Source organism: Gordonia crocea (assembly GCF_009932435.1).
In the GTDB taxonomy this organism is placed as follows: Bacteria; Actinomycetota; Actinomycetes; order Mycobacteriales; family Mycobacteriaceae; genus Gordonia; species Gordonia crocea.
This window is the reverse complement of record NZ_BJOU01000001.1, coordinates 376,264-395,610: the sequence shown is the minus strand read 5'-3', so window position 1 is coordinate 395,610 and position 19,347 is coordinate 376,264. Positions and strand designations below refer to the sequence as shown.

The 19,347-nt window shown below is 68.5% G+C and carries 16 protein-coding genes; 3 read left to right on the top strand and 13 right to left on the bottom strand.

Annotated elements, in window-relative coordinates; all coding sequences use genetic code 11:
- Positions 1–149: 149 nt before the first annotated feature.
- Positions 150–791, bottom strand: a complete 642-nt coding sequence (locus tag nbrcactino_RS01835) for a type IV toxin-antitoxin system AbiEi family antitoxin domain-containing protein (protein WP_228460622.1) — start codon at positions 789–791, stop codon at positions 150–152.
- Here nbrcactino_RS01835 and nbrcactino_RS18455 point away from each other — a divergent pair.
- Positions 756–995 carry an alanine-zipper protein gene (locus nbrcactino_RS18455; RefSeq protein ID WP_161925816.1) on the top strand — a complete coding sequence of 80 codons (240 nt, stop codon included), beginning with the start codon at positions 756–758 and terminating at the stop codon, positions 993–995. The two genes, nbrcactino_RS01835 and nbrcactino_RS18455, sit on opposite strands and share 36 nt — an antisense overlap.
- Here the strand turns inward: nbrcactino_RS18455 and nbrcactino_RS01825 are convergent.
- From nbrcactino_RS01825 to nbrcactino_RS01790, 8 genes are all read right to left on the bottom strand, one after another.
- Complete coding sequence (locus nbrcactino_RS01825; RefSeq protein WP_228460621.1) at positions 955–2,487, bottom strand: alpha/beta hydrolase-fold protein; 1,533 nt, start codon at positions 2,485–2,487, stop codon at positions 955–957. The two genes, nbrcactino_RS18455 and nbrcactino_RS01825, sit on opposite strands and share 41 nt — an antisense overlap.
- A gap of 170 nt (positions 2,488–2,657) precedes the next feature.
- Positions 2,658–3,566, bottom strand: a complete 909-nt coding sequence (locus tag nbrcactino_RS01820) for an alpha/beta hydrolase (protein ID WP_371864540.1) — start codon at positions 3,564–3,566, stop codon at positions 2,658–2,660.
- 395 nt (positions 3,567–3,961) lie between these two features.
- Positions 3,962–6,043: an arabinofuranosyltransferase AftB family protein gene (locus nbrcactino_RS01815; RefSeq protein ID WP_371864455.1), complete on the bottom strand. Its 2,082-nt coding sequence runs from the start codon at positions 6,041–6,043 to the stop codon at positions 3,962–3,964.
- Positions 6,018–7,007 (bottom strand): decaprenyl-phosphate phosphoribosyltransferase, encoded by a 990-nt coding sequence (locus nbrcactino_RS01810; protein ID WP_161925813.1) that lies wholly within the window; start codon positions 7,005–7,007, stop codon positions 6,018–6,020. Before nbrcactino_RS01810 ends, nbrcactino_RS01815 begins: the two co-directional genes overlap by 26 nt.
- A complete protein-coding gene (locus tag nbrcactino_RS01805) occupies positions 7,007–7,642 on the bottom strand; it encodes a phosphatase PAP2 family protein (RefSeq protein WP_161925812.1) in 636 nt (211 codons plus the stop codon). Before nbrcactino_RS01805 ends, nbrcactino_RS01810 begins: the two co-directional genes overlap by 1 nt.
- A complete protein-coding gene (locus nbrcactino_RS01800; RefSeq protein ID WP_161925811.1) occupies positions 7,623–9,563 on the bottom strand; it encodes a glycosyltransferase in 1,941 nt (646 codons plus the stop codon). The genes nbrcactino_RS01805 and nbrcactino_RS01800 overlap by 20 nt, the downstream gene beginning before the upstream one ends.
- Complete coding sequence (gene glf / locus nbrcactino_RS01795) at positions 9,560–10,807, bottom strand: UDP-galactopyranose mutase (protein ID WP_161925810.1); 1,248 nt, start codon at positions 10,805–10,807, stop codon at positions 9,560–9,562. The genes nbrcactino_RS01800 and glf overlap by 4 nt, the downstream gene beginning before the upstream one ends.
- 100 nt (positions 10,808–10,907) lie before the next feature.
- A complete protein-coding gene (locus nbrcactino_RS01790; RefSeq protein ID WP_161925809.1) occupies positions 10,908–11,375 on the bottom strand; it encodes an ABZJ_00895 family protein in 468 nt (155 codons plus the stop codon).
- A 48-nt stretch (positions 11,376–11,423) separates the two neighbouring features.
- On the opposite strand from nbrcactino_RS01790, the gene nbrcactino_RS01785 reads away from it, so the two are divergent.
- Complete coding sequence (locus nbrcactino_RS01785; protein WP_161925808.1) at positions 11,424–12,149, top strand: DUF2185 domain-containing protein; 726 nt, start codon at positions 11,424–11,426, stop codon at positions 12,147–12,149.
- Positions 12,150–12,255: 106 nt separating this feature from the next.
- On the opposite strand, the gene nbrcactino_RS01780 is transcribed toward nbrcactino_RS01785, so the two are convergent.
- The 4 genes from nbrcactino_RS01780 to nbrcactino_RS01765 form a co-directional block, all read right to left on the bottom strand.
- Entirely contained in the window at positions 12,256–13,788 is a 1,533-nt protein-coding gene (locus nbrcactino_RS01780) for a SpoIID/LytB domain-containing protein (RefSeq protein ID WP_161925807.1), read from the bottom strand.
- Between the two features lie 143 nt (positions 13,789–13,931).
- Positions 13,932–14,804 (bottom strand): HAD-IIB family hydrolase, encoded by an 873-nt coding sequence (locus nbrcactino_RS01775; RefSeq protein WP_228460619.1) that lies wholly within the window; start codon positions 14,802–14,804, stop codon positions 13,932–13,934.
- A complete protein-coding gene (locus tag nbrcactino_RS01770; protein WP_161925806.1) occupies positions 14,801–15,583 on the bottom strand; it encodes a lysophospholipid acyltransferase family protein in 783 nt (260 codons plus the stop codon). Before nbrcactino_RS01770 ends, nbrcactino_RS01775 begins: the two co-directional genes overlap by 4 nt.
- A gap of 53 nt (positions 15,584–15,636) precedes the next feature.
- Positions 15,637–18,030 (bottom strand): M20/M25/M40 family metallo-hydrolase, encoded by a 2,394-nt coding sequence (locus nbrcactino_RS01765; protein WP_161925805.1) that lies wholly within the window; start codon positions 18,028–18,030, stop codon positions 15,637–15,639.
- 67 nt (positions 18,031–18,097) lie between these two features.
- Between nbrcactino_RS01765 and nbrcactino_RS01760 the strand changes: the two genes are divergently transcribed.
- Positions 18,098–19,309, top strand: a complete 1,212-nt coding sequence (locus nbrcactino_RS01760; protein ID WP_161925804.1) for an alpha/beta fold hydrolase — start codon at positions 18,098–18,100, stop codon at positions 19,307–19,309.
- Positions 19,310–19,347: the final 38 nt, after the last annotated feature.

The following is a 19,347-nucleotide window of genomic DNA, read 5'->3' as shown; positions in this document are numbered from 1 at the left end:
ACGTGTTCCAGAACGGCGGAGGCGAATGTCCGATTCCGAGTCGGAATCCGGGTTGCCTGTGGTGTTATGCCCGGAATCCGGCACTAACGCCACACTGTCGGCGTCGATCGCGTTGACTACGCGGGCGCCGATCGTTCCCCCGCCGTCGGTTAGTTCGCATGCCAGCCGACAATTCCGCCACCTCGGAAGGCTCCTACGACGAGGCGCTCCGCCTCCGATCGGGCGCCACTGCCCAGCAGGCGGAGGTACTGCGAGATCCGGGGCGCGCCGCGCCGCCGCGGGTATCTGCGATGTGCCGCTTCTAGAGACTCAATCGTCGTGCGCCGTCTGAGGAGCGCCGAATCGACGATCGCGATGCCCAAGTCCAGCGATGCATCCAAGACAGTCAGCGCGGGTGCGGTGACTCTGAGCCCTCGATACTCGGTCACGTCATTCTCAGCGATTCTCCGATGAGCAACGAGGGTCGTCGAGGTGCACCTCGGGTGCCGACCGGGGACAGGACTGAGCACCAGGTGTTTGCGTGGCTCCACGTCAGCCAGCCCTTGCCACCAAGCCGCCGCCGCGCCACCGAGAACTGCCGGCCCGCCGACCGACGCGACGGCGAGGCGTACCTGCGCGCGAGCCGATCGTGGATACGAGGCGACCAGATAGACGCCCCGGACAATGGTCCGCCACTCTCCAGATGCGACCCGGCGCTGGATTGCCGAGCGGCTCAGCCCGAGTGACAGCGCGTCGGAGGTTGTGAGCACGCCGTCGTGGCGGATCACGAACTCGTTCAGATCCATGTCCATTTAGACGCACCGGACAGTGCCACGGTTCCCCCGCCAGGATCGAGGGCCCAGTCGGCGAGATCGAGGGCCCAGTCGGCGAGATCGAGGGCCCAGTCGGCGAGATCGAGGGCCCAGTCGGCGAGATCGAGGGCCCAGTCGGCGAGAAACAGGGCCCAGTCGGCGGTTATTTGCCGACGATCGCCCCGCGCTTCGGCGTCCAGGTGATCTTGCCGCGCTGGAACTCGGCAACCTTGCCCTTGCGGTCTCGGGTCGAACGCTCGCTGCTCGTCGGGAGGCCGAGCTTGCCGCCGGGACCGCCGACCGAGACATACGCGCCGCCGATGGCGCCGCCGACGATCTTGGCGCCCTTCGGACCGGTGATGATCCGCGCGTTGCGGAAGTCCTGGGCACGCCCGCCGGGCACCGAGTACTCCGGCGTCAGGCATTCGCCGAGCAGTCGGCGGTTCGGGGTGTAGGCCTTCTTGATCGCCCCGGAGGTCCGGCAGGCCGGCCGGTCCTCGGCGAGGCCGAGTGCACTCGCGGCCTGCGGCCACGCCTGGGTCATTTCGAACTGCCAGTACGGCCAGGTGTGGGTCCCCGAGGGCCGGTAGACGGCCTGGCCCGGGATGCCCTTGCGGTTCAGCTCCGAGGCGAACTGCTGCGAGGTGACGCGCGACAGGAGCTCGAGGCCGACGCCGGAGTAGTTCGTCGCCAACAACGGAATGTCACTGGGCTTGTCATGCGGGCCCACGACACCGTTGCCCGACGAGATGTACACGCTGGTGCCGCGCAACCGGTCGGCCAACAGGTACGGGTCGTGTTCGCGCCAAGCCGGGTTGGACGGCAGCCCGAACATCTTCTGCGAGTCGTAGCCGCCGGCGTCGCGCATCGCGAACTGGACGGCCGGCTGCATGCCGAGCGAGGTCAGCTGGAGGATCCCGGAGAACGACGCGGCGAACTTGTAGAAGCCGGGGTTACGGGTCGCGAGCATCATCGCCGCGGTGCCGCCCATCGACAGGCCCTCGACGCCGCGCACGTCGGTCGAGCGCCAATCGCGTTCGATGACGGTGGGCAGTTCCTTGATCAGGAAGGTCTCCCACTGGTAGTTCTTCCCGCGGTCCGGGTGCAACCAGTCGGTGTAGAAGCTGGACTCCCCACCGACCGGCAGGATGACGTTGATGTTCTTGTCCTTGTAGAAGTCCACGACGTTGGTGTTGATGACCCAGCCGTTCTGGTCGTCCTGCGCCCGCAGTCCGTCCAGCATCGTCATCTGCGGGAACTTCGCCGTCGGCCGCGACCACCAGTCGCGCGCGAGGAGCAACTGCACCTGGATGTCGGTGTTCATCGCCGGGGAGTGCACCCACAGGGCGACGCGGCGGTCGGTGTACCAGAAGGTCTTGGTGACGCGCACGCCCGCCGGATCCGCGGCCGGCGGCGCGGGAGGCGGCTTCGGCGCGCCGCGCGGGGGCTTCGGCGCCTGCCGCCGGTCGGCCTGATTGGGCTGCTCGGGTGCCGGCGCGGGATTCGTCGCCGGGGCGGGAGCAGGGGGTGCGGCGGGAGCAGGGGGTGCGGCGGGAGCCGGCGGCGCGGCGGGAGCGGGCGGCGGGGCCGCGACGGCCGGGCCGACGAGCGGGATGGTCAGCGCAGCGGCGATCGCACACCCGACGACGGCGGTCCGACGCCTGGCCCGCGACGCTCGGGCCTCCCTCGTCCTCACAGCTACTGCTCCTTCATGTCCCCAACGGGGCGCGTACCTCGGTCCCCTCGGCGGGCACCACAAAAACACCACGCCCTCCGTGTCGTTCTTACACGGAGGGCGTGGTGTTTTGGTTATGCCACGCTGTGACAGGTGGGATTTTTGTTACTGAAGGGACAGTGCCCCGTCGGTCAGCGGAAAAATCCCCGCGCCTTGGCGTTCCAGACCATGTCCTGCCAGTAGCCCCAGGCGTGGGTGCCGACGGCGTCGTAGGTCATGACCGGCAGACCCTGCAGCGCCGCGGCCGCCTCGAAGGCCTTGGCCTGGGTGAAGGCGAGGAACTCCAGCGTCGATCCCTTGAACAGGTCGTCGAACACGTTGGGCAGCGCGTTGTACTTGCCGAACAGGCCGTTACCCGAGCCGACGAAGATCTTCATGCCGTGCATGTTGCCGATGTTCCACATCGGGTCGTTCTGGAACCACTGCGGCCCGAAGAACGGCCACATCGAGTCGACATTCCACGGCTTCGGGTCGACGTCGAGCATCGCAAGACGGATCATCGTGCGCATGCCCGGCGCGGACAGGAAGTTGTAGCCCGAGAGCGATCCGGCGCGGTCGAAATTGCGACGGTTCTGCGCACCGATGACCAGCGCGGCGTTACCACCCATCGACAGGCCCATGATCGCGTACTTGCGGCTCTTGCCGACGCGGAACCCACGGGCGTCCAGGCCCCGGATCAGGCTGCGCGTGATCACGCAGTTCCACGCGTAGCGGTACCGCTGGTTGTTGAAGTTACTGGGGGCGACCCAGTCGGTGTAGAAGCTGGCCGGCCCACCGATCGGCTGCACGACGTTGACGCCGGAGCGGACCATCTCCTGGATGTTGGTGTTGATCTCCCAGCCGCTGTAGTCGTACTGGGCGCGCATACCGTCGAGCATGATGACGGTCTTGTAGTTGCCCTTGCGCTTCCAGGCACGCACCTTGACCTTGGGCATACCGCAGCCGTTGACCCAGAACTGCTGCAGGCCGACCTGGGTACCACCGATACGAGCGGCTGCGGGACCGCTGCCAACGGTGACCACACCGAGCGCGGTCGCCATCGCGATCACCGCGACAAGGATTCGCTTCCTCATCGTGGCCGTCTGAGACACGGTCTTCGACATGCGGCTGAACTCTCCATCTCGTTCGAGGCGCGGATGATTATCCGGCTCCGGCCACCGGGGTGGGCCGGACTCGCCTTCGATTACACATTGATCCCCGAGTCCACACATCCTGAACCCGGAGACCACAACGCTAAAGAATCGTATTGCAACGCCTCCGTGACCCACAAATGCAAGCAGCGGCAGAACCGGACGAATCCGACCTCATCAGCCTCCCGGTTTCCGGCGTCGTCGCAGGTACCACCATCAATCCCAAACCTGAGAGATTGACAGGTAACTTGCAGGAGTCCCGCCCTGTCCGCGCCACATCTGCCCCACCGCGGTGCGCGGGATCTCTATTTCGGCCGGATTCGGGGCGGCATGGTCAGGCCGCAGCGTTGGATCTCATACTCGGGGATCCGCGAAATCCGGTACCCGGTGAAATCAAAGGACTGGCGCAGGCTGCTCTGGAAACGCTTGAAGGTCCACGGCTGGGCCTTGTAGGAGGCGATGCGGTCCATCGTCTGCGGGCAGGTCAACGCGACCTGGGCCTGCTGCACGACCTCCTGATCGAGGAACAACGGCAGCACCGGGTAGCGCCCAACCGCGCCGGACTCGGCGATCACCCACTCCATCGGCAGGATCTTGTCGTGGCCGATGCGACCGTCCTGCAGACGATCGGTGTGGGCGGCAATCGGATACGCCAGCCCCATCTGGTCGACGACCCGCACGTCGAGCGGAGCCAGCATGCCGGTCATGCCGAGGTTGAGGAAGTACACCGTCACCTGCCGCGGGGTGTTCGGCGGCATCTTCTGCGGCAGCCGGGCGTAGTACCAGCCGTCGTAGTCACCCGACGCGATCAGCACCGCACCCTCGTGGTGGAACTTGTCGATGGCCTCGACCATCGCCCGCATCCGCGGGAACTCCAGATAGTCCTGGGCCGTGACGGGATTCGGGTTGCCCATGTTGACCGCGTAGAACCGGCGCTCGTCGACGATGCCGCTGCGGCCGATGTCCAGCCCCTCGCCGGGCAGGGTGTTCTGGTTGACGATCGACGCCCACGAGACCGTTGCGATCCAGATGATCCCCAGCAACACCGCGCCGCCCAGGGTGGTCCGGGTCTTGCGGCGCACGATCTGATCGGCAGCGCTGGTGGTCGGGCGCCACGCCAGCCGCGCATCCTGCGGGAGCACGACGGGGATCACCATGATCGGCAGAAGCAGGATGAACAGCGGGGTGAGCAGGACGCGGGCATGCATGAAGTCGCCGCCCTGGCGGATCCAGTACAGCGACAGCACGATTCCCGCGACGGCGACCACGACCACGGCGGTCCGCGGGCGGCGCAGGTCCCCACGCAGCCGGTCCCAGCGCGCCCGGATCCCGGTCGGCGTCGACGGTTCGTCGAGCACGTTGTCGTCGTCCTTGGCTTCGTCGTTTTTAGCATGGCGCCCCGACGACGGGGCCTCGGCCAGCGCGGCCACGGCGGCACGCTGCGCCGAGCGCGCATACAACAGCCAGGCGACCGCGACGAGGGCGAGGATCACCGGGAACAGCAGGACATACGGGCCGAACATGTTGCCGACGTAGATGAGGCCCTGATGCCACTTCGAGCCGGAGGCGTCCTTGGCGATGGCCGGATTGGGCACGAGCACGGCGTAGTAGCCCATGCGGAAGATTTGGTAGAGCACCGGGAGCCCACCGGCGGCGACGACGATCCCGGCCCGCATCCACCAGGTGGTCCGGACGCAGACCAGCACCAGCAGGACCAACCCGCCGAGCAGGGTGAGCTCGGGCCGGATCAGCGGCGCGAGCCCGGCAACGAAGGCGAGGAACAGCACGGCGGCGCGTTCGCGCCGGGTGTCGCCCGCCTCGCGGCGGGTCCACGCCAGGAACAGGCACCACAGTCCGGCGACCCAGAAGATGGACAAACCGTTCTCCAGGCCGCTGGTCGCGAAGTCGCGGGCCGGGGGCAGCGTGATGTAGATGATCGCGCCCAGCGGCAGCAGCAACGTGAGGCCGCGGTTCGCGGCTCCGCTGCCGGCCGGCCACAGCAGGCGCATGGTGCCGTACATGGCCAGCGGGATGGCCGCCACCGACATGATCAGTGCCGTCCACAGCGCGACATACTCCAGCTGTCCGCCGGTCACCCAGGAGAAGAACCACAGGAGGTAGGTCCACGCCGTCGAGGTGTTGGCCTCAACGCGCTCACCCGCATTGAACACCGGGCCGTTGCCGGCGAGCAGGTTGCGGATCGTGCGCAGGACGATCAGCCCGTCGTCGGCGATCCACCGCCGCTGCCAGGCCCCGATCGCGAAGAACGCGGTCACGCCGATTGCCCCGACGAGGAAACTCCCGTATGCGACGCGGGAGCGCAGTCGGGCGGCGGGCGAGCCGGAGGTGGCGGTCACGCCCTCACTTGATCCAGAGCGGGTAGGCATAGACGGCGACACCCACGCATAGTATCCAAGCCACGGCGAGGATCTGCAGAACCCGGTCGCCCAGGGCGATCTCCTCCGGTTCGCCGGCCTCGCCGCCGTCCACGTCGACCGCGTAGCGCAGGATCGCAATGGTGAACGGCACCATCGACAGTGCGTAATAGATGTTGTCGTTGGGCTCGCCGTTAAACCGGTGGGCTTCCTTCTCGAATGCCCACAGGCCGTAGAAGACGACCACCGAGGTCGCCGCGAGCGTCCACACGAAGCGCAGGTAGCCGGTGGTGTAGTACTGCAGCGACTTGCGGATCTTGGCCCCGGTCTGCTCGGCCAGGTGCAGTTCGGCGTACCGCTTACCCGCGGCCATGAACAGCGAACCGAACGCCATCACCAGCAGGAACCACTTCGACAACTCGACCCCGGTGGCGGCACCACCGGCGACGGCGCGCAGCAAGAAGCCCGACGAGACGATGCAGATGTCGAGGACGGCCTGGTGCTTGAGGCCCAGGCAGTAGGCGATCTGGATCACCAGATAGACACCGATGACCACGGCGGTCTGCCAGTTGGCCAGCAGTGCGACGGCGATCGAGGCGACGGTGAGCACCGCGAACAGCGCGTAGGCCAGGTTCACCGGGACGACGCCGGCGGCGATCGGGCGGAACCGCTTGGTCGGGTGGTTGCGGTCCGCCTCCACGTCGAGCGCGTCGTTGATCAGGTAGATCGCCGACGCGGCGAGGCAGAAGGCCACAAAGGCGATCCCGACGTTGGTCCAGACCTCGCCCGGCGTGGTGCCGTTGGCGATCTGGTCGGCCGAGGCCCGACCGAAGGTCAGCTGACCGGCGGCCAGCGGTGCGGCCAGCACCAGGACGTTCTTGACCCATTGCCGCGGCCGGATGGCCTTGACGAGCCCGGTGGCCAAGTTCTTCGGCGGTCCGAGGACCTTGCCGCTCTCGATCGGCTCCTCGCTCATCAGACTCCTGGCTTTCGGTTCGCGAACAATCGGGAAGAGAAGATTCTGTCGCCCACTAGTTTGTCACCCACGATGACCGCGCCCGCACTCGCCGCACCGATCGCGGCGCCGGCCAGCACGTCGGTCGGGTAGTGCACGCCCAGCACGAGGCGCGACAACAACATGGGCGGGACGATGACCGCCGGCAGCGTTTTGGCTCCACGCTCGCCCGACGCCGCCCAGCCGAGCAGGATCGCCGCCGCCGTCGTCGACGTGGCGTGCGATGACGGGAAGCTCAGCTTGCTCGGCGTGCCGACGCCGACCTTGATGTCGGGGTGGTCGGGGCGCGGGCGCCGCACGATGCGCTTGATGACCACCGACGCGGCGTGCGCGCCGAATGCGCCGATGCCCGCCTCGATGTAGCGGCGGCGGGCGGTCTCGTCGCCGCGGCGTGCGGCCAAGAGCGCTCCGGCGCCGGCCAGGGCCAACCAGCCCAGCGAATGCTCGCCGAAGTGGGACAGCCCTCGGGCCGCGGTCACCGTCGCCGGCCGGGTCACCACCGATTGGATCCCGGCCAGCAGGGCGGCCTCGCCCGTCGGCTTGGCGACGGCCGTGTCGGCCGGCACCGCCGTGGGCTCAGTCGATTCCAAAGACATTGGCCCAGCTTTCCTTACTGGTCAGGTCCGCGTGTGCGTCCCGGTACTTCTGCTTCATCTCGGGGAACCGCTCGCGCAGCTCGCGCACCAGCGCGGCCGACTCCTTGCCCAGCGCCAACGCCTTGTCCCGATCCCGCTGGCGATACACGACGCCACGCCCGTCGGCGGTCGTCACGGTCACGCCGTCGACGCGGCCCAACGAGAACCAGCGGGCCTCCACCGGCGGGTAGTTGGCCTGCGGCACCTCGTGGTGGCGCGGGTCGGCCGGGCGCAGGTTGTTGCGGATCGCCTTGGCCAGCGTGAGCACCTTGACCACCGGGTTCTTGGGCTCGTTCACGCCCAGCGCGGTCGCCTCGCCGGTGGCCTTGGGCAGATCCTGCGCCGAGGGGAGCACCACCGCGTCGGGGTACTGCTTGCGCATCTCGGCGATCTTGCCCAGCGCCGTCGGCAGGAGTTCGCGGATGTGGTCGGGGCCGGCGAGGAAGTCGCGGATCGACTCGTTCTGGATGGCCACCGTCGAGTACTCCAGGCACAGCAGATGTTTGGCGGTCGCCTTGACCATCGACTTGAGGATGCCGTCGATCGGGCCGTCGTGGTGGATGGCGGCGACGACGAGACGGTTGCGCAGGTGGAAGTAGGCCTGCCAGTCGATGGCGTCGTCCTTGTCGCTCCACGCCATGTGCCAGATCGCGATGCCGGGCACGGTTGCCGTCGGGTAGCCGGCCCGGGCGGCGCGCAGGGCGAACTCCCAGTCGTCCCACTTGATGAACAGCGGCATCGGCAGGCCGATGGTCTCCGCACATTCGCGCGGGATCATGCACATCCACCAGCCATTGCCCTCGACGTCGATGCGCCGGTGCAGGTTCTTCGAATTGTCCCGGTCGCTCATCGGGTACTTGGCGAAGTTGTGGTCGTATTCGACGAACGGCGCCGCGGTCCACATGAAGGTGTCGCGGTTGATGACCTCGCCCATGCAGTGCAGGTGGCTGCGATCCTGCAGGTTGAGCATCTGCCCGCCGACGAGCATGGGCGTCTTCGCATACCGGGACAGGGCCAGCGCCCGCAGGATCGAGTCGGGCTCGATCGCGATGTCGTCGTCCATGTACAGGATGTAGGGGCTGTCGGTCAGGCGCAGCGCCTCGTACATGATCCGTGAGTAGCCGCCGGAACCGCCGAGGTTGCCCTGGTCGAACATGTGCAGGCGGTCGCCGAGGCGGGCCGACGCCTCGTCGAAGCCCGGCTCGTCGGCGACCTTGCGGGTGCCCTGATCGGGCATGATCACCGCGTCGATGACCTCGTCGACCATCGGGTCGCTGGTCAATGCGGCGAGCGCCGCGACGGCGTCGGTGGGCCGGTTGAACGTCGGGATCCCGACGGTAACGCGCTTGTCCTTGCCGCCCGCTTCGTTGCTGGGCGCCGGGACCGAGGCGTACCAACCGGCCGACGTGATCTCGGTGTCGGTGTCGGTGGTGATGTCGAACCAAATCCACCCGCCGTCCTCGAACGGGCCGAGGTCGAGTTCGAACTCAATCGCGCCGCGGCCGTTCTCGTCGACGGGGACCAGGTCGCCGCCGATGCCGATGCGCGAGCCGTCGATCTTGGAGCGGTAGAGGTCGACGCGGGCGGTGCCGGTCAGTTCGACGCGCAGGACGACGGACTTCAGCGTCGACCAGCGGCGCCAGTAGGCGGCGGCGAAGGCGTTGAAGTAGGTCTGGAAGCTGACCTCGGATTCACCGCCGAGGACCACCGAGGTCCGCGACGGCGAATGGGCGCGGCGCAAGTTGCCGTCGGCCTCGACCAGGTACAGGGAGCGGACGTCGAGCGGCTCGCCCGGGCGCGGGAAGATGACGCGCTGCAGGAGTTCGACTGCCTTGGATTCAGGTTTGGCGTCGGACTTCTTCTTTTGTGTCGCTGTCGTCATGATTCTTGATCGTCCTTTTCGAGCAGTCCCGGCCCGCTCGCTTCGCTCCCGGCGCCGACGAGGGGGGCACCGGCGCTCAAGTGCGGGGCCAGCGTGTTGTCGAACATGGTGAGCGCGCTGGCGATGGCCATGTGCATGTCGAGGTACTGGTAGGTGCCCAGGCGGCCACCGAAGAGCACCTTGTTGTCGCGGAGTTCGGCGGCGGCACGCTCGCGGTAGCGGGCGAGCATCGACCGGTCCTCGGGGGTGTTGATCGGGTAATACGGCTCGTCGTCGTCGGAGGCGAAGCGGCTGAACTCGCGCATGATGACCGTCTTGTCGGACGGATAATTGTCGCGCTCGGGGTGGAAGTGACGGAACTCGTGGATGCGGGTGTACGGCACATCGGCGTCGTTGTAGTTCATCACCGGGGTGCCCTGGAAGTCACCGGTGGGCAGGACCTCGGTTTCGAAGTCGAGGGTGCGCCAGCCGAGCTGCCCGTCGGCGTAGTCGAAGTAGCGGTCCAGCGGGCCGGTGTAGACGATCGGGGCGTCGGGGTTGGCTGCGCGCACGTCGTCGCGGATGTCGAACCAGTCGGTGTCCAGGCGCACGTCGATCTTCTCGTCGGCGGCCATATTCGTCAGCCACGCGGTGTAGCCGTCGACGGGCAGACCCTCGTAGGTGTCGTTGAAGTAGCGGTTGTTGAACGTGTAGCGCACCGGCAGGCGGGTGATGTTGGCCGCGGGCAGGTTCTTGGGGTCGGTCTGCCACTGCTTGGCGGTGTAGTCCTTGACGAACGCCTCGTAGAGCGGGCGGCCGATGAGGCTGATCGCCTTCTCCTCGAAGTTCTTGGCGTCCTTCGAGTCGAACTCGCTGGCCTGCTCGGCGATGAGCGCTTTGGCCTCGTCCGGCGTGTAGTAGCGGTTGAAGAACTGGCAGACCAAACCCAGCCCCATCGGGAACTGATAGGCCTGGCCGTTGTGCATCGCGAACACGCGGTGCTGGTAGCCGGTGAAGCTGGTGAACTGGTTGACGTAGTCCCAAACCCGCTGGTTGGAGGTGTGGAACAGGTGTGCGCCGTAGCGGTGCACCTCGATCCCGGTCTCCGGCTCCGCCTCGGAGTACGCGTTGCCGCCGAGGTGCTCGCGGCGCTCAACGATCAGCACGCGCTTGCCCAGCTGGGTCGCTGCGCGCTCGGCGACGGTCAGGCCGTACAGGCCCGATCCGACGACGATGAGGTCGTACGTTTCGCTATTGCTCACCACGGGTGTTCAGGGTATCGGACGGAGGCTGAGAATCCCTTATCGGCGACATCCAACTCGGCTATAGCAGGACGCGCCGGCCGGATAGACGCCGGCGGCGCCGTCAGTCGGCCTTCGTGGCGCGGCGCTGCGCCTGTCGTTCGTGGTTGCGCAGGACGCGCTTGGGCCAGAAGGCGTAGCCGCCCCAGACCGACAGAAAGGTCACCGCCACCGCGACCACCAGGATCACCGCGAACACTCCCGTATCGACGCCCTCGAAAACGCCGAGGACTGCCAGGACCACGAAGCCGATCACCGACCACGCCAGCAGCGCGCCGAAGGACCACAGCACCAACCACCACCGCTCGGCTTTGTCGGGCACGCGCATGTGGTTGGCCACGAAACGGTCGACGGCGATATTCGCGGACAGGAACGGCACCAGAACCCCGCCCGCCGTCGTCGTACCGCCCGAGTCGCCGGGCAGAATCGCGTCCATCACGGCCCACAGAATGCTGAGGCCGACGGCCCCGCCGATGAACCACCACAGGTACTTCCACATCGAGCCGCTCACTTGCCCGTTCACATCACCCATATCGGTCACGATAGCCGCACGTGGTTCGACGACTCTAGGATCGGCCCCATGGCCTACACCGAGTTCATCCCGAATGCCGGCGCCTGCCTGGCGACGACCAACGTCACGTCCCGGCGGGGCCGCGTGCGCTGGATGGTCCGGGAGGATTCGCAGGATCCCGTCGACAACGGCTGGCGCATCATGAGCCACATCGACGATGAGGCCTACCTGAGCAGCGAGGGCTGCTGGGAGATCGTCGACTACAACGACGTCTGCGCCCTCGAACCGGCGCTCATCGAAATGTGGTCGCTGCCCGTCGGCTCCGACCTGCAACTCGTCGACGACGAGGGCGGTATCCGCATCCTCGACACGGCCACCGGCCAGCAGGTGATCCCGGCGACCGGGGGCGTCGCGGCCACCCCCGACGAGGACCCGCACGAGATCGCCAAACGCGAGGACGCAATCGCCAGCGAAACGTGCACCGCCATGTCAGGCATCCCGGATTGGACCCTCGCACTCACGTCGATCACCTTCACCGACGGCACTGCTCCCGCCGGGCGCTGTCTGCTGTACGGCGCGGGAGACCAGGAGCCCGACGTCGAACCGTGGTTCGCCACCGGGACCCTTCCCGCGCTGCCGTTCATCCGGGAGGTGGGCCTGCCGGCAAAACTGACCGACGACTTGGCGCGACACCGTGGCTCGATGCCCGATCGCAACGGCCGACTGTGGACCACGATGCAGTACGCGGTGCAGCGCGACGGCCAGTTCTACTTCTTCGCCTGCCGCTACCGGTAGTCAGCTGACAGAAACGGCCGAATCCGAGGGGGTCGAGGGCATATTGCCCTCGAGGGGCCTATTTTTGGCCATTTCTGTCAGCAGCGGAGGAATCGATCGCCTCGGCCTAGAGCGCGTCGGCCTGCGGGTAGCCCAGCGCGACGACACCGCCGCGGGCGTCGAACGCTTTGAGTCCGCGCTTGGTCATGGCGACGGCGCCGGTCTTCTGGGTGTAGAACATGGTGCCCCGGCTGAAGCGCTGCGTGACCGCTTGGCCGTCATCGGTCAGCTCCGGGACACCCAGTGGCTGACCCAGTGGCGACTTCGGACCGCCGAGGGACACCTGCTTGGCCGCGAATGCGCTTCCGGCGGCGCCAAGCAGTCTGTCGATGGCACCCTTGTCGAGTTTCACGTTGTCGGTGATGCCGCGCAGCAGCGATCCGAGGTCGAGGTTCTCCAACGGCCCGAGGATGCCGGCCCCGGGCCCGGTCGGCGGGGCGACGATCTGCGGCCGGGTGGTCTGCCCGGCAATCGAGAACCACGACGACTTCAGCTTCAGCAAGCTGCGGGCCTCTTCGCCGGTGACTTCCTTGGTCCCGCCCGACCCGACGGCCTTCACCTTCAGCGCGCGGCCGTTGGCCGGGCCGAGCCCGTTGGCCTGGGTGACTTCGAGGGCCTTGAGGACGCCGACGCCAAAGGCGCGACCGACGCTTCCCGAACTGACCGTGGCGGTCCAGTTGTGCGCCGGGGAGACGGTGTCGCCTTCGTCGGTCACGGCCGGAAAGTTCCCACCGGCGGTGTAGCCGCCGGTCGATGCGGAGAACTCGGTGAATGCCGGGCCACCGCCGGCGAGCAGGATCTTCCCGGCGGTCGCGTCGGCGGCTGCGTTGGTCCGCGGATCCTCGCCCGCGACACCGCCATAGACCTGGGAGTTCATCGTGTCGTCGATCTTCTTACCCTTGGCCAGCGCCGCCAGCGCGTAGGTCCGCGCAGCCACGGCCTGGGCCTTCAGCGCCTCGCCGCCGCCCTCGTCGGCCCATTTCGGCAGGCTTTCCCGCGGGATGACGCCCTTGACGTAGTCATCGATGTGCAGGCGGTTGACGACCCTGCCGCCGACCAGGCCGAGCCCGCCGCGGTAGGCGGCGTTGCTGCCGCAGAAGCGCAACAGTTCATTGCCGGGCCGACTCGGGGCCGGGTTGATCGGATCGACGAAGGGGTTGGGCCCGAGTGGCACCGACTTCACGACGGCACCGTTGCACCCCGATGTGATGGTGGCCGTGGCCCCGGACAGGCGCACTGCCTGACCGGGGGCCACCGTCTGGCCACCGACTCGCATCGGCGCGTCCGCGCGCACATTCACCGAGGACTGCTTGGTGAGAATCACCGAGACCTCGGGTTTGTCCGCCTTCCCCGCGGTGGTACCGCCGTAATAGTGGCGCAGAATCTTGTCGGCCGGCCAACCCTTCTTCGCATAGCCGAACGCGCCCCACTGACCCATGCCGCGACCGTGGCCGTGACCCTTGCCGGTCAACGTCACGTCGGCGCCGGCCGCCAGCTCGATGCGCACCGTCTTGGTGGTGACGGCGACCGCCGCGACTCCACCGACGACGATGACCGGCGCCAGGACCGCGGACACGATCTTGCTCCGAACCTGTCGCATGACTGACCTTCCGCGCCGACCGCAATCCTGTGACTAATGGGACTCATGTGACTGTAGTGGCGACGCACAGGGAGTCACAAGCGCGCACGGTCACAACCCGGTCACGAGTTCAACGGGCAGTCCGAGCGGGCTGATGCCACCGCTCAGAAGTAGCGGCTGACCACCGCCGCGACGCCGTCGTCGTTGTTCGTCGGCGCCACCTCGTCGGCGGCGGCGATGGCCGCCGGATGGCCGTGGGCCATCGCGGCCCCGTGCGTGGCCCAGCGCAACATCTCCACGTCGTTGGGCATGTCACCGAAGGCCAGGACCGCGTCGGTCGACAGGCCGGTGACCTGCGCGAGCCGGGCCAGCCCCGCGGCCTTGTGTGTCTGCGGCACCGACAGTTCGACCAGTCCGTTGCTCGTGGAGAAGGTGACCTCGGCAAGGTCGCCGACGGCCGGGGTCAAGATCTCGGCCATGTCCTCGCTGCGCATCCGCGGCGCCCGCGCCAGCAGCTTCACCGCCGGCGCGTCGGAGATGTCGGCGTCGTCGACGAGCTCGTGGTCCGGGTTGAGCCACGCGTGCTCGTAACCGTTGGTCGCGACAAACGGCCGGGTCGCCGCGTCATGCGCCGATGCCCCGGCCCGCTCGGCGGCCAGCCCGGCCTCGGGCAGCACCTCCGCCAGGACCTCCACCAGCTTGCGCAGCCGCGGCACGTCCAGCTCGGCGGCATGCAGGACGCGGTCGTTCTCCACGTCGTAGACGATGGCCCCGTTCGCACACACCGCATAGCGCACCAGCGAGCCACCGGGACGGACCGCCACCAGGTCCTCGGGCACGACGAGTTGATCGGTCACCTCGGCGATCCAGCGCGGCGGGCGTCCGGTCGCGAGCACCAGGTCGACGCCGGCGCGGGTCGCGGCGGTGACCGCGTCCACCGTCGCCGCCGTCACCTTGTTCTCGTCGTCGAGCAGGGTGCCGTCGACGTCGCTGGCGATGAGCGACGGTACGAGCAACCTGCGATCGGCCCCGCTCACCCGCGGCCCGACTCGCGCTTGGCCGCGCGAGCCGCCGCCTTGTGGGCGGCCTCCTCGTCCTCGATGACCTTGGCCTCGGCGAAGGTCGGCGCCGAACCACCCAGGAGCGACGGCACCCACGGCTCGCCGGCCGGGTGCGGGTATTCCATTTGAATCGGATGCAGCATTGCCACCATCGTGTCACGCAACTCAGACACCTTCGCCTCCACCGAGGCGGTGGAACGGGAGTCGACGTCGGAGACGTCGATGGGTGCACCGTATTCGACGATGACGGGAAACCGCTTGTGCCCCAACGTCCGGATCCCGCCCTTGGTCCACACGCGATGGGCTCCCCAACAGATCACCGGGATGACCGGCACGCCGGCCGCCGCGGCCATCCGGACCGCACCCGACTTCAGTTCCTTGATCTCGAAGCTCCGGCTGATCGTCGCCTCCGGGTAGACGCCGAGCAGCTCCCCGTTGCGCAGCGACTCGACCGCGCTTTCATAGGCCTCGTGGCCGGCCGACCGGTCCACCGGAACCGTGCCGGTGTGGGTGATGAGGAATCGCATGATGGCGATGTCCATCATCTCGGACTTGATCATGAAGCGGATACGCCGGCCGCGGGCCTTCACCCCCAGTGCGACGGGGAGGAAGTCGAAGAACCCGGTGTGGTTGATCGCCAGGACCGCCCCACCCGTGGTCGGAATGTGGTCGGAGCCCCGGTAGTCGATCTTGAGCCCCTGCGACCCCCGCAAACCGACGGCGATCAGCTCGAGCGTGCGATACACCGGCTCCATCGGGACTCCTTCCAGGCAGGCTCAGGTTACCGCGACCACCACCATCGGCGCGGTCACAAGCGCCGGTCGATGACCACCGTGCGACGACTGTGGCCCAGGTAGTAGCGGTCCGGCGGCGGCGAGAAGCCCGGCAATTCCGCAAGCGCATCGGGCAGGCGGTCGACATCGGCGAGGCGGACCCGCAGCGGCGCCCCGGCGGTGAAGGCCAACTCGACCTCCACCGGGCCGGGCATGGCAAACAGGTGGACGCCGACGATCCCGTGCCCCGGCTTCGGCACCACCTCGCGGCCCGCCGCCACCATCCGCTTCACCCGGCCATCCGCGTCGTCGACGGCCAGGATCATCCCCTCGGCACCGCGCGGGGACGCCACCGCCACCCGCACCGTCCGCACCGTCCCCGACGTCGAATCCCCGACGACGCGCAGCGTTGGCGCCGCGAGGTCGACCGCACGGGCCGGACCCACCCGGGCCGACGACCCGGCCGGGTCGGGGACCGGGATCGGCACCTCCTCGGTGCCGACGTAGCCGGCCGCCCAGGAATCCACCGACCGCGGCGCATCGCCGCCCACCGGCACCACCCACTGCGCGCGGCCGGTGTCGGCGTTGAGGACATAGGACAGCCGCGTCGGCGTCATGTGGCCGGCACCGGGAGCATTGACCGCAATCCCAAGCACGGTTGCCGCGATCACCGCCACCGCCGTGGGCGCGCCGAACCGGATCGATGGGAGCCACGGGCGTTTCAGCCCGGTCGCCGGCAACGTCTGAGTCCGGAACGGCAAGGCCAGCAACGGCAGGGCCAACACAACGGAGAGCATGATCAGCGGCAGCGCCACCACCATCCCCAACGAAAGCCCGAGATCGAACGTGCCCCAGCCGACCGCCGCCAGGAGGACCGCAGTCGGGACCAGCCCTACGGTGAGCGCGGCAGCCCGTCGCATCGGCGTACCCAGCGCCACCGCACCCAATCCCCCGAGCGCGGCGAACGGAGCCGGCACCAAGACGGGCGCCATCTGCGGCCACACCGCAACCGCCGCGACGCCGACCAGGGTCAAGACCACCAGCGCCCCGCACCACAGCGTCCACACCCCGAAGTGGCGGACCACCGGGTACCAGAACGCCGTCACCACCCCCGCCACGGCAACCGCGCCGAGCTGCAACCAGAACGGGTTCCACGGGGTGGCGGTGGGCAGGACGGCGAACTCCGGCCGAATCCGGGTCAGCACCCACCAGTAGGCCAGACCCGCGATCACCGTCGCGACGAGCAGAAGCGCCACCGCGCCCGCCGCCACCACGACCGTCCACCACGTCGTCATCCCCCGGATCCGCGACAGGCCGATCACCCCAAGGGCGAGGACAACCGCGACGACGAGAAGCACCCACGCCCACCGCGCGTCGACGTGGATCAGGGTCCGTGGCGGGATCCGGAAGTACACCGTGTCCGGGCCGCGGGCCTCATCCCGCGCCGGGCTGTAGCGAACCAGGTCGGCGCCGGCCAGCACCCGGGCGACGGCCAACGAGTTCTCCCCCATCTGCTGCAGCGAGCCCCGCCCGACATTCGCCGGCATATCGGCGCGCGAGTGGTAATAGGCACTCCCACGGACGTAGGCCGAGTCCAGACCGGCGAAACCGCCGTCCTCGAACGCCGTGAAGTCGGTGAGGTTGGGCAAGACCCGGAAGGCCGCCGCATTGGTGGAGTCGGCGGCCGGATGGGGCACGACGTCGGCGTAGAGCCCGGTCAGGGCGGCCGCGCCCGGGCTGGTGCGGAACATGACGGTCGGACCCGACGATCCCCGGGCTTCGTGGTTGAGGACCACGGCCCGTCCGGCACCGAGGGGATGATCGCGCACATACGCCTCGGCGCCCAAGAGGCCGATCTCCTCGCCGTCGGTGAGGAGCACGACGACGTCGTTGCGCGGCGGGCCGGCTTGCTTCAGCGCGCGGACGACCTCGAGCACGGCGGCCACCCCGGCGCCGTCGTCGTTGGCCCCGGGGCCCGAAGGCACCGAATCGTAGTGCGCGGCGAGGACGAGTTTCCCAGTCGGGTTGGTGCCGTTGATGACCGCGACGATGTTGTCGACGCGCGAGACCGGGACCAGCCCGGTGAGCTTGTCGATGGATGCGGGCGGGATTCCCGTCGACCGGTGCACCGTCGGCGCCAGGCCGAGTGTCACCAACTCGGCAACGAGGCGGTCGCGCACCCGCGCGTGCTCGGCGGTCGCCACCGGGTGTGGCCGCACCGCGATCTCGTCGATCAGCCGCAGGGCGCGCTCGGCGGAAAACTGTGTCGGCGGCGCGTCGACCGGTGCCGGGGCCGGTGGGCGCTGGTCCCAGATCGACAGCAGCGCGACCGCAAGCAGGACCACGATCCCGACGAGCCCGCCGGCGCGGCCCAGGACGGGGCGGATATCGGCCGCAGTGATCGCGGCCTGCGCGTCGGTGTCGGTCATCGGTCCCCCTTCCCAAGGCCAGGCTATCGGCGTCCGAGGCGGGCGCGCCTCACTACTGTGGATTGTGATGGCCGACAGACCCGGCGCCGTGCGCCTCCTGAACCGACTCGCCGAACGCGAGTTGGGGCGCGGCGGTGGCCGGGTCCGCCGCCCGGCCGGCGACACCCACGTCGACATCGCCTACCTGCGCACCGGCCCCCGAGTCGACGTGCCGATCGTCGTGATTCCGGGTGGCCCGGGATTGGCCAGCACCCTTCCCTACCGGGCGTTGCGCCGAGAGGCCGCCGACCAGGGCCTGGACCTGGTGATGATGGAGCACCGCGGGGTCGGCCTGTCACGCTTCGACGTCGGCGGCACGAAGCTGCCGGTGTCGACGGTGACCATCTCCGCGGCCGTCGACGATCTCGCCGCCGTCCTCGACGACGCCGGGATCAGCCGGGCGGTGATCTACGGCAGTTCGTATGGCACGTACCTGGCGCAAATGTTCGGCGTCCGACACCCGGAACGGGTCGCCTCGATGGTGCTGGACTCGCCGATCCTGTCGGTGGTCGACGACTTGGCGACCACCCGCGCCTACCGTCGCGGGCTCCTCCTTGACGGACCCGGTCCCGTGCCCGCCGCCATCCGCGCACTCGTGCACTCCGACACGGTTGATTCGGCGGAATTGGGCCATGTGGTCACCTCGGTCTACGACATGGCAGGGTCGGACGTGCTGCGACGATTGGTCGATGCCCGACGACGAGGGCGGGCGCGGATCGTGTGGCGGCGGATCGCCCATCTCGGCCGGGCCGAGATCGACGGGACCAACCCCTACGTCATGGAACCGGACCTCGTCGCGGGGATCTCCTACCGCGAGCTCGGCTACGCCCACAATCCCGACGGGCTTCCCCTTGACCCGGTCGAGGCATTCGCCGACCACACCGACGAGGAATTCGTCGGCGAGCCGGTGTTCCTCCCCGACGCGATCCCGGCCTTCACCTGGCCGACCGCGGTGATCGCCGGTAGTCGGGACCTGGTGACGCCGCCGCCGATCTCGGCACGCATCGCCGGGCTGATCCCGCAGGCAGCCCTCGTCGAACTACCCGGCGTCGGCCACAGCGCCCTGGACTCCCACCGTCGTGCCGCACTCGCGGTCATCCGCGCCATGCTCGACGGGCAGCACCGGGAGCTGCCGCGCCGCTCCTCGGAACTGGCCGCACTACCGCGACGGGGATCGCTGCAAATCGTCGCCGCATTGGTCCGCGCCGGAATCGAGGTGGACTCGCGCCTCCCGCTCTAACAGCCCGACGCGGAGCGGGTCAGGCGTCGGGTGGAGCG